The 12,929-nt window shown below is 69.8% G+C and carries 13 protein-coding genes; 9 read left to right on the top strand and 4 right to left on the bottom strand.

The window, feature by feature from the left end:
- Positions 1 to 105 precede the first annotated feature (105 nt).
- Positions 106 to 1,560: a hypothetical protein gene (locus ACO07H_RS02490; protein ID WP_422010770.1), complete on the top strand. Its 1,455-nt coding sequence runs from the start codon at positions 106 to 108 to the stop codon at positions 1,558 to 1,560.
- Positions 1,561 to 1,569: 9 nt separating this feature from the next.
- Here ACO07H_RS02490 and ACO07H_RS02495 read toward each other — a convergent pair whose 3' ends face one another.
- Positions 1,570 to 2,292, bottom strand: a complete 723-nt coding sequence (locus ACO07H_RS02495; protein ID WP_422010772.1) for a peptidylprolyl isomerase — start codon at positions 2,290 to 2,292, stop codon at positions 1,570 to 1,572.
- Between the two features lie 150 nt (positions 2,293 to 2,442).
- Here ACO07H_RS02495 and ACO07H_RS02500 point away from each other — a divergent pair, with 150 nt between their 5' ends.
- Entirely contained in the window at positions 2,443 to 2,916 is a 474-nt protein-coding gene (locus ACO07H_RS02500) for an FKBP-type peptidyl-prolyl cis-trans isomerase (protein WP_422010774.1), read from the top strand.
- Here the strand turns inward: ACO07H_RS02500 and panC are convergent.
- Together panC and panB are read right to left on the bottom strand one after the other, a co-directional pair.
- A complete protein-coding gene (gene panC / locus ACO07H_RS02505; protein WP_422010776.1) occupies positions 2,909 to 3,745 on the bottom strand; it encodes a pantoate--beta-alanine ligase in 837 nt (278 codons plus the stop codon). The two genes, ACO07H_RS02500 and panC, sit on opposite strands and share 8 nt — an antisense overlap.
- Positions 3,746 to 3,747: 2 nt before the next feature.
- Positions 3,748 to 4,554, bottom strand: coding sequence for a 3-methyl-2-oxobutanoate hydroxymethyltransferase (panB, locus tag ACO07H_RS02510; RefSeq protein ID WP_422010777.1), 807 nt, complete (start codon positions 4,552 to 4,554; stop codon positions 3,748 to 3,750).
- 302 nt (positions 4,555 to 4,856) lie between these two features.
- Here panB and ACO07H_RS02515 point away from each other — a divergent pair, with 302 nt between their 5' ends.
- The 4 genes from ACO07H_RS02515 (at position 4,857) to ACO07H_RS02530 (ending at position 9,417) form a co-directional block, all read left to right on the top strand.
- On the top strand, positions 4,857 to 5,777 hold the full coding sequence (locus ACO07H_RS02515) for a hydrogen peroxide-inducible genes activator (protein ID WP_422010779.1): 921 nt from the start codon (positions 4,857 to 4,859) through the stop codon (positions 5,775 to 5,777).
- Between the two features lie 109 nt (positions 5,778 to 5,886).
- Positions 5,887 to 8,097, top strand: a complete 2,211-nt coding sequence (katG, locus tag ACO07H_RS02520) for a catalase/peroxidase HPI (protein ID WP_422010781.1) — start codon at positions 5,887 to 5,889, stop codon at positions 8,095 to 8,097.
- A gap of 203 nt (positions 8,098 to 8,300) precedes the next feature.
- Positions 8,301 to 8,795 (top strand): Dps family protein, encoded by a 495-nt coding sequence (locus ACO07H_RS02525; protein ID WP_422010783.1) that lies wholly within the window; start codon positions 8,301 to 8,303, stop codon positions 8,793 to 8,795.
- 16 nt (positions 8,796 to 8,811) lie between these two features.
- Positions 8,812 to 9,417 (top strand): AraC family transcriptional regulator, encoded by a 606-nt coding sequence (locus ACO07H_RS02530; protein ID WP_422010785.1) that lies wholly within the window; start codon positions 8,812 to 8,814, stop codon positions 9,415 to 9,417.
- Here ACO07H_RS02530 and ACO07H_RS02535 read toward each other — a convergent pair.
- Positions 9,392 to 10,420, bottom strand: coding sequence for a fatty acid desaturase family protein (locus ACO07H_RS02535; protein WP_422010787.1), 1,029 nt, complete (start codon positions 10,418 to 10,420; stop codon positions 9,392 to 9,394). The genes ACO07H_RS02530 and ACO07H_RS02535 overlap by 26 nt on opposite strands.
- Before the next feature lie 206 nt (positions 10,421 to 10,626).
- Here ACO07H_RS02535 and ACO07H_RS02540 point away from each other — a divergent pair, with 206 nt between their 5' ends.
- From ACO07H_RS02540 to ACO07H_RS02550, 3 genes are read left to right on the top strand one after another with little or no spacing between them, the layout of a single operon-like run.
- Positions 10,627 to 11,196, top strand: coding sequence for a hypothetical protein (locus ACO07H_RS02540; RefSeq protein ID WP_422010789.1), 570 nt, complete (start codon positions 10,627 to 10,629; stop codon positions 11,194 to 11,196).
- Positions 11,193 to 12,227 carry a sensor histidine kinase gene (locus ACO07H_RS02545; protein WP_422010791.1) on the top strand — a complete coding sequence of 345 codons (1,035 nt, stop codon included), beginning with the start codon at positions 11,193 to 11,195 and terminating at the stop codon, positions 12,225 to 12,227. Before ACO07H_RS02540 ends, ACO07H_RS02545 begins: the two co-directional genes overlap by 4 nt.
- A complete protein-coding gene (locus ACO07H_RS02550) occupies positions 12,224 to 12,922 on the top strand; it encodes a LytR/AlgR family response regulator transcription factor (protein ID WP_422010793.1) in 699 nt (232 codons plus the stop codon). The genes ACO07H_RS02545 and ACO07H_RS02550 overlap by 4 nt, the downstream gene beginning before the upstream one ends.
- The last annotated feature ends 7 nt before the right edge of the window (positions 12,923 to 12,929 follow it).

The following is a 12,929-nucleotide window of genomic DNA, read 5'->3' on the forward strand; positions in this document are numbered from 1 at the left end:
AGCGCATGCGGTGGTGGTGGTGGTGGCGCCTCACCGGCGCCGACACCTGCGCCTACACCGACACCACCGCCCCCTCCACCGCCACCCGCGCCCGGCCCCGCTGCCGTGCCCACCTGGGCGGGGTATGCCGGCAACGCCCAGCACCAGGCGCAGAGCGCCATCGCCAGCCAGCCGCTGCAACGCGTGCTGTGGACGACGCCGGTGGACCTGGTGCCGCCCTACCGCGCCGGCGGCTTCCTGCTGATCCACTACGGCTCGCCGGCCATCAGTGCGGCCAACACGGTGCTGGTGCCGGTGAAGACGACGGCGACGGGCGGCTTTCGCGTCGAGGCCCGCGCGGGCGCGGATGGCCGGCTGCTGTGGCAGCAGGCGACGGGCTATGTGCTGCCCGCCAGCAGCTGGACGCCCAGCTTCAACGTCGCGCTGGACCGCAACAGCCGGCTCTACATGCCGGAGTCCGGCGGCCGGCTGCTGGCCCGCGACACGGTGGACCAGGCCAACGGCGCGGTGAAGCGCATCGCGTTCTACGGCGACGCGCTCTACGCCGCCAACGCGGCGGCGCTGGACGCGGCCATCCTCATCAACACGCCGCTGACGGTGGACGACGCCGGCAACGTGTTCTTCGGCTACATCGCCACGGCGGGCAATGCGGCGAACGTCGTCAGCGGGTTCGCGCGCGTCGCTGCCGACGGTTCGGGCCTGTGGGTGGGCGCCGCGCAGTTGGCACGCGACGCCGCCATCGCGCAGCCGGCCATGAACGCGGCACCCGCGCTGTCGCTGGACCAGCGCACGCTGTACGTGGCCGTCAACACCGCGCCGACGAACGCGCTGCAGACGGGCTACCTGCTGGCGCTGGACGCCACGACGCTCGCGCTCAAGGCCAGGCAGGCGCTGGTGGACCCGCGCACCGGCCAGCCGGCGCGACTCAGCGACAGCTCAACCGCGTCGCCTGCCATCGGCCCGGACGGCGACGTGTACTACGGCGTGCTGGACGGCACGCGCGAAGACCACAACGGCCGCGGCTGGCTGCTGCACTTCGACGCGGCGCTGTCGCAGGCCAAGCTGCCCGGCTCCTTCGGCTGGGACGACACGCCGGCCATCGTGCCGGCGGCCCTGGTGGGCGGCTACACGGGCGCGTCGAGCTATCTGCTGCTCGTCAAGTACAACAACTATTACGGCTCCGGCACGGGCGACGGCCAGAACCAGATGGCCATCCTCGACCCGCAGGCCAGCCAGATCGACCGCTTCGCGCCGGGCGGCGCACAGGTGCAGGTCATGAAGGAGGCGCTGACCATCACCGGCCCGACGCCGGACCCGGCCACGCCGGGCGGCGTGCGCGAGTGGTGCGTGAACACGGCGGTGGTGGATGTGCCCGGCCGGTCGGTGCTGGTCAACAACGAGGACGGTGTGCTGTACCGCTGGGACCTGGGCAGCAACCGCTTCAGCGAAAGCGTGCGGCTGAACGCCGGCATCGGGCAGGCCTACACGCCGACGCTGATCGGCACGGACGGCATCGTCTACTCGATCAACAACGCGACGCTGAACGCGGTGGGCCGCTGAGCGCCTCGCTCACTTCAGGCGTTGCACCCAGTACACCAGCACCTCCGTGCGCGGCTCGATGTCCGTCGCGCTGTAGGTGTAGGTCGGCACGACGTTGATCGCGTCCAGCGTGGCCAGGCCCGAGATGATGCGGCCGAAGACGGCATAGCCGGGGTTGGCCGCGTTCTGGTAGTCCAGGCTGGTGTTGTCCTTCACATTGAAGAAGAACTGGCTGGTGGCCGAGTCGGCATCGCTGCGGCGGGCCATCGCGAGCGTGCCGCGCAGGTTGGACAGGCCGTTGTTGCTCTCCAGCTTGATCGCCGGGTACAGCGGTGCCTTGGCCACCATGCCGCTGGTGTAGCCGCCGCCCTGGATGACGAAGTCGCGGTCGACGCGGTGGATCAGCGTCTTCGTGTAGAAGCCCGCGGCCACGTACTTGTAGAAGTTGGCCACCGTCTGCGGTGAATAGGTGTCGTACAGCTCCACGACGATCTCGCCGCTGCTGGTCAGCATGCAGGCCGTGGGCCAGGCGCTGGCGGCGGACGCAGCCAGACCCGCCTGGCTGCACGACAGCGTGGGCGGGTTGGGGTTCGGGTTGGGCTGGGGGTATGGCGTACCGCCGCCACCGCCGCCGCCTCCCCCACCGCCGATCTCGATGCTCGCGCCGCCCCCACAGGCGCTGAGCAACGCGGCCGTGCTGAGGCTGAGGACGAGACTGGCGAGGCGGCAGGTCAGGCGAGAAGTCAGGCGCATGAAGGCACTCCGTGGCAATGGGGGCTCAACGCGCGCGCGGCGGGCCTGTTGACCGGTCTTACAAGCAATTACCAGCAGCGGCTGGCTATAGTGCGCGGCAGTCTGCGCCACCGCCCGTGCGGTCCCATCTTGCTCTGCTGTCCGACCTCCATGCCCGCCTTCCGCACCCGCCGCCTCGCCCTCCTGCTCGCCCTGAGCGCCAGCCTCGGCCTCGCCGCCTGCGGTGGCGGCGGTGGGGATGCCGGCACGCCCATCAACAGCGATCCCACCGGCTCCAATGCCGTGACGGCGCTCAAGGTCACCGACACCACGGTCGGCACGGGGCTGCAGGCCGACACCGGCAAGACCGTGTCGGTGCACTACACCGGCTACCTGTACGACGTGCGCGTGGCCAACACCAAGGGCACGCAGTTCGATACGTCCGTCGGCAAGACGCCGCTGGTGTTCAAGCTCGGCGCAGGCACGGTCATCCCCGGCTTCGATCAGGGCGTCACTGGCATGAAGGTGGGCGGCAAGCGCACCATCACCATCCCGGCCAGCCTGGCCTACGGCAGCACTGGCAACGGCCCCATCCCCGCGAACGCCGCGCTGGTGTTCGACCTGGAGCTGGTCGGCGTCAACTGACCTCGAGGTTGTCGATCAGCCGCGTGCTGCCCAGCCGGGCGGCGCCCAGCGCCACCAGCGGCTGGCCGTCCACGGCCGCGCCAAGATCGTGCTGGCGGCGCAGCGTCAGGTAGTCCGGCGCCCAGCCGGCCTCGCGCAGCGACTGCATGGCGTCGTTTTCCAGCGCCGCTAGGTCGCGCTCGCCCGCCTGCCAGCGGGCGATCAGCGCCTGGAGCGTGCGCGACAGGCGCAGCGCCTCCACCTTCTCGGCGTCGCTCAGATAGCCGTTGCGCGACGACAGCGCCAGGCCCAGGTCATTGCGGCGCGTCTCGCCGCCGAAGATCTCGATGGGCAGCGCCATCTGCGCCACCATGCGGCGCAGCACCATCAGCTGCTGGTAGTCCTTCTTGCCGAACACCGCCAGCGTGGGCTGCACGATGTTGAAGAGCTTGTGCACGACGGTGCACACGCCGGTGAAGAAGCCCGGGCGGAAATGGCCTTCCAGGATGTCCGCCAGCTCAGGCGGTGGGTGCACCTTGTAGCCCTGCGGCTCGGGGTAGAGCTCTTTTTCAGACGGCGCGAAGACGAGGTCGCAGCCGGCGCCTTCCAGCAGCTCGCAGTCACGCGCCAGCGTGCGCGGGTAGGTGTCGAAGTCCTCGTGCGGCGCGAACTGCAGCCGGTTGACGAAGATGCTGGCGACCACCACGCCCGCCGGGCCGACCAGCTCGCGCGCCTGGCGCACCAGCTGCAGGTGGCCGTCGTGCAGGTTGCCCATGGTCGGCACGAAGCCGCGCTGGCGGTGGATGGCCAGCGCATCGCGCAGCTCGGCGATGGTGTGGATCACTTGCATGGTCAGAACCCGTGCACGTCGTCGACCGGGAACGTCCCCGCCTTCACCTCGTCGACATAGCCCTTCACGGCCGCCAGGATGGAGTCCTTGCCGGCCATGAAGTCCTTGACGAAGCGCGGCCTGCGGCCCGGCGTGATGTTCAGCATGTCGTGCAGCACCAGCACCTGGCCCGAGGTCCCGACACCGGCGCCGATGCCGATGACCGGCACGGGCGATGCGGCCGTGATCTCGGCGGCCAGTGTGGACGGCACCATCTCGTACAGCAGCATGGCCGCACCGGCGTCGACCAGTTCCTGCGTCTCGCGCTTCATGCGCGCCGCGCCGGCCTCGTCGCGGCCCTGCACCTTGAAGCCGCCCAGCGACGTGACCGTCTGCGGCGTGAAGCCCAGGTGCACGCAGACCGGGATGCCGCGCTCGCTGATGAAGCGAACCGTCTCGGCCGTCCAGCCGCCGCCTTCGAGCTTGACCATGTGGGCGCCGGCCTTGACCAGCGCGGCCGAACTCTTCCAGGCCTCTTCCTTGCTGACGTGATAGCTGTCGAACGGCAGGTCGGCCACCACGAAGGCGTGCTTCACGCCGCGGCGCACGCAGGTGGTGTGGTACAGCATGTCGTCCAGGCTGACCGGCGCCGTGGAGCCGCGGCCCTGCAGCACGTTGCCCAGCGAATCGCCGATCAGCAGCATGTCCACGCCGGCCTCGTCCAGCAGGCTGGCGAAGGCTGCGTCATAGCAGGTCAGCATCGCGATCTTCTCGCCGCTGGCGTGCATCTGCGCCAGGCGCGGCAGGGTCATCGGCTTGCGATCTGTCATGGCGGTTTTCCTGGTGAAAACCCCGGGTCTACCCCGAGAGCGGCGGCAGTGTAGCGTTCGGGCCTTGATCCGGTAGTTGAGCGCGGCCGAGGGGCTGGCGAGTCGGGTCGCTGGGTAGGCGCCGACGACGAAGTGGGCTGATGCCCACGAGGAGGAGCAACACCCCCAGCGGCTCGAAGCGCCAGACCAGCGGCCGTGCAGCGGTGCGGATCGAAGTGGTGATCGCCAACAAATACGTGAGGTTTTGACGTGACAAGCATTTCGAACAAGAGCGAGCGGTCAGCTGCCGGGTCAAGGCCTTCATGACCCTCACCGAGTTGCGCTACATCGTCGCCGTCGCCCGCGAGCGGCATTTCGGCCGTGCGGCCGAGGCCTGCTTCGTGTCGCAGCCGACGCTGTCGGTGGCCATCAAGAAGCTGGAGGAAGAGCTGGACCTGAAGATCTTCGAGCGCGGCGGCAGCGAGGTGAGCGTCACGCCGCTGGGCGACGAGATCGTGCGCCAGGCGCAGTCGGTGCTGGACCAGGCCGGCGCCATCAAGGAGATCGCCAAGCGCGGCAAGGACCCGCTGGCCGGCGCGCTGCGCCTGGGCATCATCTACACCATCGGCCCCTACCTGCTGCCCGATCTGGTCAAGCACACCATCGAGCTGTACCCGCAGATGCCGCTGATGCTGCAGGAGAACTTCACGGTGAAGCTGCTGGAGATGCTGCGCACCGGCGAGCTGGACTGCGCCATCATGGCCGAGCCCTTCCCCGACACCGGCCTGGCCACGGCGCAGCTCTACGACGAGCCCTTCGTCGTCGCCCTGCCCACCGCCCACCCCCTGGCCACGCGCGAGACCATCTCCACCGAGGAACTCAAGCGCGAGACCATGCTGCTGCTGGGCACGGGCCACTGCTTCCGAGACCACGTGCTGGAGGTCTGCCCCGAGTTCGCGCGCTTCTCCAGCGACGCGGAGGGCATACGCCGCAGCTTCGAGGGTTCGTCGCTGGAGACCATCAAGCACATGGTCGCGTCCGGCATGGGCGTGACGGTGGTGCCCCAGCTCTCCATGCCGAACGAGCCGTCCGCGCACCTGCGCTTCGTGCCGTTCAGCGCGCCGGTGCCCACGCGCCGCGTCGTGCTCGCCTGGCGGCGCAGCTTCACGCGCTACGAGGCCATCGCGGCGCTGCGCAACGCGATCTATGCCTGCGAGCTGGGCGGCGTCACGCGCTTGAGCTGACCCGGGCCGCGCCCATAAGATTTTCACTATCGGTAGTTTTAGACTATTTAAAACACGAAACGGATAGCTGCCGATAAGCTTGCACCCCTGACCACCGAGGAGCCCCGTCATGACCCAGTCCGAAGACCAGAGCGCAGGCAAGTGCCCGTTCCACGCCGGCGCGTCGCGCCCCGCGCCGGGCAACCACCGCTGGTGGCCCAACCAGCTCAACCTGGCCGTGCTGCACCAGCACTCGCCGCGCGCCAACCCGATGGGCGAGAGCTTCGACTACGCGGCGGCCTTCAAGCGCCTGGACCTGGACGCCGTCGTCAAGGACCTGCACGCGCTGATGACCGACTCGCAGGACTGGTGGCCGGCGGACTACGGCCACTACGGCCCCTTCTTCATCCGCATGGCCTGGCACGCGGCCGGCACCTACCGCGTGCAGGACGGCCGCGGCGGCGGCGGCCACGGCAACCAGCGCTTCGCGCCGCTGAACAGCTGGCCCGACAACGGCAACCTCGACAAGGCCCGCCGCCTGCTGTGGCCCATCAAGCAGAAGTACGGCCGCAACCTGTCCTGGGCCGACCTGTTCATCCTGACCGGCAACGTCGCGCTCGAATCGATGGGCTTCAAGACCTTCGGCTTCGCCGGCGGCCGCGAGGACATCTACGAGCCCGAGCTCGACATCGACTGGGGCCCCGAGGCCGAATGGCTGGCCACCAGCGACAAGCCGGGCGGCCGCTACAGCGGTGACCGCGCGCTGGCCAACCCGCTGGCCGCCGTGCAGATGGGCCTGATCTACGTGAACCCGGAAGGCCCGGACGGCAACCCGGACCCGCTGGCGTCGGCACGCGACATCCGCGACACCTTCGCCCGCATGGCGATGAACGACGAGGAGACCGTGGCACTCGTCGCCGGCGGCCACACCTTCGGCAAGGCGCACGGCGCGGGCGAAGCCCACCACGTGGGCAAGGAGCCCGAGGGCGCCGACATCCTCGACCAGGGCCTGGGCTGGAAGAGCAGCTACGCCTCCGGCATGGCCGGCCACACCATCACCAGCGGCATCGAAGGCGCCTGGAAGCCCAACCCAACGACCTGGGACATGGGTTACTTCGACACGCTGTTCCAGTACGACTGGGAGCTGACCAAGAGCCCGGCCGGCGCGCACCAGTGGCGGCCCAAGGGCGGCGCGGGCAGCGACACCGTCGTCGACGCGCACGACCCGACCCGGTTCCACGCGCCCATGATGACCACCGCCGACCTGGCGCTGCGCATGGACCCGGCCTACGAGGCCATCTCGCGGCGCTTCCACGCCAACCCGGCCGAGTTCGCCGACGCCTTCGCCCGCGCCTGGTTCAAGCTGACGCACCGCGACATGGGGCCCACCACGCGCTACCTCGGCCCGCTGGTGCCGAAGGAAGAGCTGCTGTGGCAGGACCCCATCCCGGCCGTCGACCACCCGCTGGTCGATGCGGCCGACGTCGCGGCGCTCAAGGCCCGGGTGCTGGCGTCCGGCCTGACCACCGCGCAGCTCGTGGCCACTGCCTGGGCGGCGGCCTCGACCTTCCGCGGCAGCGACAAGCGCGGCGGCGCCAATGGTGCGCGCATCCGCCTGGCGCCGCAGAAGGACTGGACGGCCAACCAGCCGGCCGAACTGGCCCGGGTGCTGGCGCAACTGGAAGCCGTCCAGAAGGACTTCAACGCGTCGGCCACGGGCGGCAAGAAGGTCTCGCTGGCCGACCTGATCGTGCTGGCCGGCAACGCGGCCGTCGAAGCCGCCGCGAAGAACGCCGGTTTCGACGTGGCGGTGCCCTTCCACGCCGGCCGCATGGATGCCAGCCAGGACCAGACTGACATCGACTCCTTCGCCGCGCTGCAACCGCAGGCCGATGGCTTCCGCAACTACCTGCGCCCTGGCCTGCCCGAGGCCTCGGCCGCGGAGCTGCTGGTCGACAAGGCGCAACTGCTGACGCTGTCGGCGCCGGAGATGACCGTGCTGGTCGGCGGCCTGCGCGTGCTGGGCGCCAACACGGGCGGCAGCGCGCACGGGGTGCTGACAACGCGGCCCGGCACGCTGTCCAACGACTTCTTCGTCAACCTGCTGGACATGCGCACCCGCTGGCAGAAGGCCGGCGATGTGCTGGAAGGCGTGGACCGCAGCAGCGGCCAGCGCAAGTGGACGGCCACGGTCGCCGACCTGGTGTTCGGCTCCAACGCGCAGCTGCGCGCGCTGGCCGAGGTGTATGCCGGCAGCGACGCGAAGCAGAAGTTCGTGCAGGACTTCGTCGCCGCCTGGACCAAGGTCATGGAACTGGACCGCTTCGACCTGCACGCCTGAAAGGACCGACGATGACGCATGTTGCACGCAAGGCCCGCCGCGGCCTCGGCTGGGCCATCTTCGCGGGCGGCAATGCCGCCGCCCTGTCCATGCTCGGCCACTGGCTGGCGCATTGACGCGATGGCCGCGACGGCGGCGAACCGCATCGCCGCCGTCACGCGCATCCGTTAGGCTCACGAGAACATCACCCCCCGGAGTTGCCCATGGCCAAGAAACCCGCCGCCCCTTCCATCAGCATCGGCATCAGCGACAAGGACCGCGCGGCGATCGCCGCCGGGCTGTCCAAGCTGCTGGCCGAGACCTACACGCTGTACCTGACGACGCACAACTTCCACTGGAACGTCACGGGCCCGATGTTCAACAGCCTGCACGCGATGTTCATGGCGCAGTACACCGAGCTGTGGAACGCGGTGGACCCCATCGCCGAGCGCATCCGCTCGCTGGGCCACCCGGCACCCGGCAGCTACGCGCAGTTCACCAAGCTCAGCGGCCTGCCCGACGCGCCGAGCGAACCGCCCAAGGCGCTGAAGATGGTCGAGCTGCTGATGCAGGGCCACGAGGCCGTCGCGCGCACGGCGCGTTCCATCTTCCCGCTGGTCGACAAGGCCGGCGACGAACCGACGGCCGACCTGCTGACGCAGCGGCTGACGGTGCACGAGCAAACGGCATGGATGCTGCGCAGCCTGCTGGCGGAGTGATCCAAGCGAGGCCCGCATGAAGGTTGCGATCCTGACGTTCGACGGATTCAACGAACTCGACACCTTCATCGCGCTGGGCCTGCTCAACCGGCTGCACCACCTGGGCTGGGCGGCGGCCGTCACCAGCCCGACCGCGCAGGTCACGTCGATGAACGGCGTGACCGTCACCGCGCAGCAACCTTTGGCATTCGCCAACGAGGCCGACGTCGTGCTGTTCGGCAGCGGCCTCCACACCCGCGCCATCGCCGCCGACGGCGCGCTGCTGGACCGCCTGGCGCTCGACCCGGTGCGCCAGCTCATCGGCGGCCAGTGCTCGGGCACGCTGCTGATGGCCCGCCTGGGCCTGCTGGCCGACATGCCTGCCTGCACCGACTCGACGACCAAGCCCTGGGTGGTGGAAGCCGGCGTGCGCGTGCTGGAGGAACCCTTCCACGCTCGCGGCCCCATCGCCACGGCCGGCGGCTGCCTGGCGTCGCAATACCTCGCGGCCTGGGTGATGGCCTCGCGCGCCGGGCTGGACGCGGCGCGCAGCGCGCTGCGCTACGCGGCGCCGGTGGGCGAGAAGGAGGCCTACGTGGAGCGGCTGCTGGCCGTCGTCACGCCGTTTCTGCCGGCGGACTGACGGCGCGCGTGGCCTCGCGCAGCCGCGCGATGCCCTCGCCCAGGGACTTCACCGTCACCTGGTGGTATTCCGAACCGGCCGGCAGCTGCGCCATCAGGCGGCGGTGCGCCGTGGGCATGGCGTGATACGGCAGGTAGGGCGCCACATGGTGCAGCGCGTGAAAGCGCAGGCCCACCGGGCACAGCAGCACGGCCACGAGGCCGTTGGAATCGACATTCAGCGAGTCCAGCAACTGGCCACGCGCGTCGCGGCCCTCGGCGGCTTCGACGTACAGGTGCGTGCCACCCAGCGCGCGGATGGTGTTCAGCGTCGCAATCGCAATGACCAGCAGTGCCCACGCGCCCACCCAGGCCCAGCCCGCGAAGACGCCGACAGCCACCAGCGCCCAGGCCCAGGCGCAGCACCACCACTCGATGCGCATCGCCTCGGCGCGGGCGCTCTCCTTGATGGCCGGCGCACGGAACGGCATGCGCAACGCCATGTGCACGAACTCCGGGATCATCTTTTCGCGGATCGGCGGCAGTACGGCGGCCAGCGGCGTCAGGAGGGCGAAGCGCACCCACAGCGCCAGCGGCAGGAACACGTTCAGCACGAACAGCTTGGCGATGGCGGCGCCCGCCCGGCCATGGAACTGGTCGTACTCGCCATCGCCGGCCGTGCCGTAGACCTGCTTGTTGTGATGGCCCTGGTGGATGGGCAGGTACAGCAGGAACGGGATCAGCAGCGGCACGCCGGACAGCGCGTGCCAGGTGCGCCGAAAGCCGTTCATGCCCTGCTGATGGAAGATTTCGTGGATGAAGGCCAGGCTGCGGTACAGCAGCAGCACCGCCGCGACGAAGGCCAGCCCGCGTACCCAGGCAGGCCCCGGCTGCATGGCCCCGGCGAAGCAGGCCCAGCCCAGCCCGGCACTCAGCAGCAGGTCCGTGTAGAAGATGCCCGGCCGCGGGTCGCGCAGGTCCGCCACCAGCTCCTGCACCCGCCTCATGTCCACCTGCTTGTCCATGGCCTTCTCGTCTTGCTCAACTTGCTCACCATAATCCAGCGGCTTTCGATGCTCCAGAGGTTTCCAGAACGCCCGCTGGCATTGGTGTCGACTTTTGCGCCCTTTCTGCGCTTCCTGCAACCGTTCGCCGCGTCGCCTCGCGCTCTAGGGCTGTGGACCGTAGCGTGTCAGCGGACCCATCCAGGTTCGCAACGGGAGATTGATTGATGAAAGCATCCGCCATCGTGGCCGCCATCGGGGTTGGCGTGCTGGCCACCGCCCTCGCCAAACCAACGAGCCTGCCTTCGGGCTGGCTGCAGACCGGCAATGCCAAGACCTGCGAAGGCTCCGTGGTGACGACCGGCAGCGGCCCCAGCCCCAAGGTCTTCAACATCGAGTGCAAACCGGATACCCAAGGTTTTTCGACACTGATGCAGCAGATCGACAGCGCCGACTACGCCGGCAAGCGCGTGCGCCTGAGCGCCCAGGTCCATGGCGAGCGCGTCGCCGAATGGAGCGGCCTGTGGATGCGCGCGGACAGCGGTCAGCGGCCGGGCACCGCCTTCGACAACATGAGTGACCGGCCGCTGCGCGGCAGCTTCGGGTGGCAGCAGTCCCAGATCGTTTTGGACGTCCCGGCCGACGCGACGACGCTGAGCTTCGGCTTCCTGCTGGAAGGCCCAGGCCGGCTTCAGGCCACGAAGTTCCAGCTGGAGGTGGTGTCCGACGCCACGGCCACTACCGGCCACGGGCCGCTCAAGGCCCTGCCACGCCAGGCCGGCAACCTGACGCCATGAGATACGCGGATCGACCGCTGGGCAACGAGCTGGCGCTGGCGCTGGCGGAGGAGGCGCTGGGCTGGCACAGCGCCCGGCCGCTGCTGGCCGGCGTCGCGCTGTTTGCGCTGTCGGCCATCTGGCTGCGCGGACATGCGGCCTGGGCGTTGTCCCTCGGCCTGTGGCTGGGACATGCGGCGACAGACGGCCTGTGCGGCCTGCTCGGCCGACGCTTGAACGCAGACCAGCAGCCCGCGCTGCCCGGCCTGCTGCTGCTGGCCCTGCTGCTGGGTGCGTTGCTGGGCTGGGCCACTGAACAGGCCCTGGCGCAGGAGCCGCGCAGCGGCGACGACCGCGTCACCCGCGCCTGGCTGCATTTCAGCTTCTGCGCGCTGCTGTTGGGACTGCCGTTGCTGCAAGGCCTGCGCCGGCTGCGCGCCGTGCGTCGCGTCGAGCAGGAGCGGGCGCGGCTGCGGGCCGAGCTGCAGATGCTGCAGGCGCAGATCGAGCCGCACTTCCTGTTCAACACGCTGGCAACGCTGCGCAGCTTCGTACGCCAGGGTTCAGACCGCGCGCTGCCGCTGCTGGACGCGGTCAGCGGTTTCCTGGACACCGTGCTGGCCCGCATCCGCCAGACCGAGTCCACGCTGGGCGAGGAGTGCCAGCTCGTCGAGCACTACCTGACCATCATGAGGCTGCGCCTGGGCGAGCGACTGAGCTGGCGCATCGACGTCGACGACGCGTTGCGCCAGCTGCCGCTGCCCCCGCTGATGCTGCAGCCGCTGGTGGAAAACGCCATCCAGCACGGCATCGAGCCGAGCGAAAGCGGCGGGCACGTGCGCTTGCAGGCCACGCGGCTGGGTGGGCGGCTGCAGCTGCGCGTCAGCAACAGCGGCAAGGCGCTGGCCGACACTGCGCCCACTGGCCACGGCCTGGCCCTGGCGAATCTGCGGCAGCGCTTGCTGGCGCTGCATGGCGGTCATGCCGAGCTTCAGCTCACCACCACGGCCGACGGGCTCACTGAAGCCACGCTCTCATTGCCCCTGCCATGACCACAGCCCTGATCGCCGATGACGAGCCGCCGCTGCTGCAAGAGCTGCGCGAACTGCTGGCCCAGGCCTGGCCCGAACTGGACATCGTCGGCCAAGCGCGCAATGGCACGGAGGCGCGCCGGCTGCTGGACGAGCTGCGCCCCGACATCGCCTTCCTGGACATCCGCATGCCAGGCATCGACGGCCTGGCGCTGGCGGAGCTGGCCCCGCCGCAGACGCGGCTGGTGTTCGTGACCGCGCATGCCGAGCATGCGCTGCAGGCCTTTGAGCACGCGGCGGTGGACTACTTGCACAAGCCGGTCACGCCAGCGCGGCTGGCGGCCACCGTGCAGCGCCTGCAAACGGCCACGCCCGGCCGCAGCCGCCCTCCGCTGCGCTTCCTGCAGGCCTGGACCGGCAACACGATGCGGGTGCTGGACGTGGACCAGCTGGCCGCGCTGCGCTCGGAGCTGCGCCACACGCGGGCGCTGAGCCAGGCCGGAGAAAACCTGCTGCTTCGCACCTCGCTGGGTGAGCTGCTGCAGGAACTTGACCCGCAACTGTTCTGGCAGATCCACCGCGGCTCGGCCGTCAACGCGCGCGCCATCGAGCGCGTCGAGCGCCGCGACGACGGCGAGCTGTGGGTGCACCTGACAGGCCTGGCCCAGCCGCTGCCCGTCAGCCGGGCACACCGCGGGCGCTTTCGCGGCATGTAGGCAGGCA

The sequence above is a fragment of the Roseateles sp. genome, assembly GCF_965229315.1.
In the GTDB taxonomy this organism is placed as follows: domain Bacteria; phylum Pseudomonadota; class Gammaproteobacteria; order Burkholderiales; family Burkholderiaceae_C; genus Pelomonas.